3 protein-coding genes and 2 pseudogenes are annotated in these 5,200 nt (G+C 71.2%); 4 read left to right on the plus strand and 1 reads right to left on the minus strand.

Annotated elements, in window-relative coordinates; genetic code table 11:
- The first annotated feature begins 59 nt into the window (after positions 1-59).
- The 3 genes and pseudogenes from G6027_RS09085 (at position 60) to G6027_RS09095 (ending at position 2,954) form a co-directional block, all read left to right on the plus strand.
- Positions 60-659, plus strand: coding sequence for a GNAT family N-acetyltransferase (locus G6027_RS09085; protein ID WP_182636892.1), 600 nt, complete (start codon positions 60-62; stop codon positions 657-659).
- A pseudogene (locus G6027_RS09090) lies at positions 658-2,229 on the plus strand (NAD(P)/FAD-dependent oxidoreductase); the annotation flags it as partial. The gene G6027_RS09085 and the pseudogene G6027_RS09090, both read left to right, overlap by 2 nt.
- Positions 2,226-2,954, plus strand: coding sequence for a DUF3153 domain-containing protein (locus G6027_RS09095; protein WP_182636894.1), 729 nt, complete (start codon positions 2,226-2,228; stop codon positions 2,952-2,954). The pseudogene G6027_RS09090 and the gene G6027_RS09095, both read left to right, overlap by 4 nt.
- Before the next feature lie 46 nt (positions 2,955-3,000).
- Here the strand turns inward: G6027_RS09095 and metF are convergent.
- A pseudogene (gene metF, locus G6027_RS09100) lies at positions 3,001-3,939 on the minus strand (methylenetetrahydrofolate reductase [NAD(P)H]); the annotation flags it as partial.
- Between the two features lie 134 nt (positions 3,940-4,073).
- Between metF and G6027_RS09105 the strand changes: the two are divergent.
- The gene (locus G6027_RS09105) at positions 4,074-5,153 is read left to right on the plus strand and encodes a polyprenyl synthetase family protein (RefSeq protein WP_182636896.1); all 1,080 of its coding nucleotides are present in this window, start codon (positions 4,074-4,076) and stop codon (positions 5,151-5,153) included.
- Positions 5,154-5,200 lie beyond the last annotated feature (47 nt).

Consider the following 5,200-nt stretch of genomic DNA (forward strand, 5'->3'; position numbering starts at 1 on the left):
TCGGCGGGGTCCGACACAACTCGCGGTCGCGAACGCGCGCACGTGATGAGATGGGGTGGATGGACACCGTGATCACCAGCCTGGACGCAGGGGAGTTCCGTGACCGACTGCCGGAGGCGCTCGGTGTCTACGTCGACGCCATGGGGTATCCGTCCCAGGTGATCCGATCCCGCGCCCCGGCGTGGATGGAGCACAGCCACAGGGACGGGTGGTCCGGGGTCGCGGCCTTCGCGGCACCGCGCCGGCGACTTCTCGGACATGCCCGTGGGCCGCTGGTCGCCATCTGTTACGGCTACCGCGGGGCACCGGGCCAGTGGTGGTACGAACAGGTGGCACGAGGGCTTCGAGAACAGGAGCAGCGGTTGCCGGCGGACTACGTCGAGTTGACGGAACTCCACGTGTCCCCCCGTTATCAGGGGCACGGCATCGGCACGGCGTTGCTCCGGCGGTTCCTGTCCGGCCGCCAGGAGGGTTCCGTGTTGCTCTCCACCCCCGAGGTCCCCGACGAGGCCAACGGGGCGTGGCGGTTGTACCGGTCGATGGGGTTCTCGGACGTGCTCAGGGCCTACAGGTTCGAGGGCGACGCCAGGCCGTTCGCCGTACTCTCGCGTTCGCTCCCCCTCACCCAGCACGGAGGCCCACGTGAACAACCGTCATGACGTCGTGGTGATCGGTTCCGGTCACAACGGCCTGGTCTGCGCCGCCTATCTCGCGCGGTCCGGGTTCGATGTCCACGTCGTGGAGAAGGACACGGTCCTGGGCGGCGCCACCTCCACCGTGGAGCGCTACCCCGGACACCGGACGGATCGGGGCTCGTCTGCCCACCTGATGATCCGACACACCGGCATCCCGGAGGAACTGGACCTGGCCGCCCACGGGCTGCGATATGTGGACTGTGACCCGTGGGGGTTCGCCCCCGCCCCGCCGGGCAGCGACGCCCCGCCGATCGTCTTCCGACGCGATCTCGACGCGACCTGTGCGAGCATCGCCGCCGCCTGCGGAGAGGCCGACGCGGACGCCTACCGCGGATTCGTCCGCCGGTGGGGGCCCCTGGCCGGGCGGATGATGAAGGGATTCGGCGTTCGCCCCACCGCTGCGCGTCTGGGGTCCGCGTTCCTCGGCCGGGACGATCTCCGGGATCCCTTCGGCGCGGTCCAGACGTTCCTGTCCTCCGGCGATGCGCTGCTCGACCAGACCTTCACGTCCGAGCGGCTCAAGGCCGCCCTGTCCTGGTTCGGCGCACAGTCCGGACCACCGATGTCCCATCCCGGCACCGCGCCGATGATCGGCTTCGCCGCACTCATGCACCAGACCCCTCCCGGCCGCGCGATCGGAGGGTCGGGGGCTCTCGCCGATGCGCTCGTGTCCGCCGTCCGGACCGGTGGTGGATCGGTCACGGCGGGCGCCGGAGCCACGGCGATCCGACGGACGGGGTCCGGCTGGCGGGTGGACACCGCCGGGGGCCCGTCGTTGCACTGCTCTGCCGTCGTCGCGGCCTGTCACATCCACACCACGCTCGATCTCCTCGCCCACGAGCTCCCCGCGGCGGGGCTCGACGCCTGGCGCCGCAGGATCCGTCCGGGGTTCGGGTTGGGGATGGTGGTCCGTCTGGGCACGACGGACCTGCCCCGGTACCCGGGTGTTCCCACGACCACCAGTGCGCACGGGTTGCAGCTGCTGGTGACGGACCGTCGCCGACTGGACCACCGCTACGGGGTCGCCGCGGCCGGTGGACTCGATGCCGATCCCGCCGTCCTCGCCATGAGTTTCAGCTCGCTCGACCCGTCGCTGGCTCCGGCGGGCCGACACGAACTGACGCTGTGGTCGCAATGGCACCCGCGGCACCTGGCGGACGGGCGCTCCTGGTCGCAGGCGGGTCCGGGTGAGGCGGACCGGATCATCGCGGCCGCGGAGCGGTTCGCCCCCGGGCTCACCGACTCGATCGTCCACCGCCACGTCCAGACCCCGGAGGACCTGGAGGCCGAACTCGGACTGATCGGGGGCAACGTGATGCACGTGGAGATGTCCCTCGATCAGATGCTCCCCATGCGACCCCACCCGGACCTGGCCGGACACACCGTCCCCGGTGCCGACGGCGTGTTCCTCGCGGGAGCCTCCACCCATCCCGGCGGCGGTGTCATCGGCACCAGCGGGAGGACGGTGGCGCGTCTCGTCGGTCGCCGACTCGGCACGTCGACGCGGCGTAGGCGCCGCACGCGGGCACAATGACGACCGTGATCGAACCGAGCACCACCGCGACCAGCCCCGTGACGGCCGCACCCTCCACCGCGCGACGTCGGGTCGTGGGCGTCACCGCCCTGGTGACGATGCTGTTCGTGCTCACCGGGTGTCTCCAGCTGAACGCGCAGATGAGCGTGCGGAAGGACGACACCGTCTCCGGTCGCATCCTCGTGGCCGGTGACCAGCCGGCACAGGCGGCCGCTCTGGACCAGTTGTCCACGCCGTCCGGCCTGGAACAGAAGGTGCGGATCACCGCCTACTCCGCGGACGGATTCACCGGCAGGGAGATCTACTTCACCCAGTTGACCTTCGCCGAGGTCGACGCGCTGTCCCTGGCCATCGAGGTCGAGGGGGCCCGGCCGTACACCCTGGGCTTCCGTCGGAGCGGTGACACGGTCTCCTTCACCGGCTCGGTGGACCTCTCCGGGATCCCGGCGGACCGGGCGGAGTCTGCGACCACCCGCGTGGACCTCACCTTCCCCAACCGCATCGGGGAGACGAACGGCACGCTCGGTGGGGGCAACTCGGTGAGCTGGACCCCGGCGCCCGGGTCCATCACCCGGATGCAGGCGTCCTCGTCCTACCCGGACCCCGCGACCCGCGGTTTCGCGGTGTGGATGATCGTCGGGATAGGTGCAGCTCTACTGGTGTCGATCGGGACGATCCTGGCCGCCCGGACCTCCCGCGCCCGCTCGGACCGACTCGTTCGCTGACCTCACGGGGACCCTCATGGCCGTAACGACCGAGGAGCCCGCCGCGTCAGGCCCTGGTCGCCCCTACTCCCGGGGACGGGACCATCGACAGGTTGGCCAACACCTCATGCGTGGCGCGGGAGAAGTTCAGGGTGTTGAAGTGCAGGCACGGCACGCCCTCGGCGATCAGGCGTTCACAGAGCTCCGTGGCGAACTCGATCCCCACCTCGCGGACCGCGGCACGGTCCTCCTCGGGTCCGTCACCCGCCGCCGCGCGCAGCCGCTCGGACACACCGTCCGGCAGGGCGCACCCCGACAGCTCCACCATCCGGCGGACCTGCCGGAGGCTCGTCACGGGCATGAGCCCGGGGATGATCGGCTTGGCGGCCTGCTCCGGGTCCGCGGCCCCCAGACGATCCCGTAGGCGCAGGTAGTGCTCCACATCCCAGAACATCTGCGTGATCGAGTACTCGGCACCGGCCCGCAGTTTGTTGAGGAGGATTTCCGTGTCGTGGTCCAGGTCGCGGGCCCGGTAGTGCCCCTCCGGGAAGGACGCGACGCCCACATGGAAGTCCCCGACCTCGTGTATCAGTCGCACGAGCTCCTCCGCGTAGTGCAGGCCCTCGGGGTGCGGGGTCCAGTCACCCAGCGGGTCCCCGGGGGGGTCCCCGCGGAGCGCGAGGATGTTGGTGACCCCGACGTCGGCGTACATCTGGATCATCTCGCGCAGTTCCGCGATCGTGTGTCCCACGGCCGTCAGGTGGGCGATCGGGACCAGGTCGGTCTCGCTGACCACCCTCTCGACCACCCTGACCGTCCGGTCGCGGGTGGAGCCGCCGGCCCCGTAGGTGACGGACACGAACGCCGCGCCCAGTTCGGAGAACACGGAGGCGGCACGCCAGAGACGGGCCTCCGCGGCCTCGTCCCGGGGTGGGTAGAACTCGACGGAGAACGGCACCCTGGGGGTGCTCGACGAGGCGATCCGGTCCACGATGCTCGGGTGTCGGTCGCCGCCCGCTGGGTCGATGTCGGGTAGCTGGGTCACCGGACCAGGGTAGCCCGACACGCGCCGGTGCCGACCTCCGCCCGGCGACTAGGATCACCGTAACGAGGGCTGCCGGGTGACGGCGCCCGGGAGGGATGGTGACCGTGGTCACGGCTACTCGTCCAGACGACGGAGAGCGGGTGCTCGGCGCACTCCGCCACCACCTCGAGGGACGGCGCCGGGTCGTGTCCGGGGTCGACGAGCGTGTCGACGCCCTGGCGGGCCTGCTCGCGGATTTCGTCCTGAGCGGCGGCAAACGGTTGCGGCCCCGGTTCGGCCTGGCCGGGTGGTCGGCGGCGAACCCCGCGGACGCCAGCGTCCCGGATGAGATCGTCACCGCCTGCGCGGCACTCGAGTTGATCCAGGCGTGCGCCCTCATCCACGACGACATCGTGGACGCCTCCGACACCCGTCGCGGCCGGCCGACCGTCCATCGTTCGATCGAGGCGGCCCACCGGGAACTGGCGTGGTCCGGGGACCCCGCCCGCTACGGCGTCTCGCAGGCGATCCTCGTCGGCGACCTGGCCCTGACCTGGGCAGACGAGATGTTCGTGACCTCGGGCGCCGATCCCGCCGCACTCGGCCGAGCTCTCGCGCCGTGGTACGCCATGAAGACCGAGGTGCTCTCCGGTCAGATGCTCGACATCCTCGCGGAGTCCTCCGGTGCGACCGACGAGCTGACGCCGGCCCGGGTCAACCGCTTCAAGACCGCGGCGTACACCGTCGAGCGACCGCTCCACATCGGTGCCGAGCTCGCCGGAGCCGGCACCGATACCGTCACGGCGCTGCGCGAGTTCGGTGTTGCCGTGGGGCAGGCCTTCCAACTCCGCGACGACATGCTCGGCGTGTTCGGAGACCCCGAGGTCACGGGCAAGCCGTCAGGGGACGACCTCCGCGAGGGCAAGCGCACCCTCCTGTTGGCACGGGGAGCGGCCCTGGCATCGTCAGGCGACGCGGACTTCCTGCTCTCGGTCCTGGGCACTGATCTCGACCCCACCGAGCTCGATCGGGCCCGCCGGATACTCGTGGACTCGGGGGCGGTCGCCTCCGTCGAGGCGGAGATCGACACCCTCACCGTGCGGGCACTGGACGCGATCGGTTCCGATGCGGTGAGCGAGCACGGCCGGGTCACCCTGCGCGACCTGGCCGAGGCCGCCACCCGCCGTCGGGCGTGACGATGGCACCGGACCCGGCTCCGGGGGCCGTGACGCCCCCCTCGTCG

The sequence above is a fragment of the Dietzia sp. SLG310A2-38A2 genome, from assembly GCF_014145095.1.
Lineage (GTDB): Bacteria > Actinomycetota > Actinomycetes > Mycobacteriales > Mycobacteriaceae > Dietzia.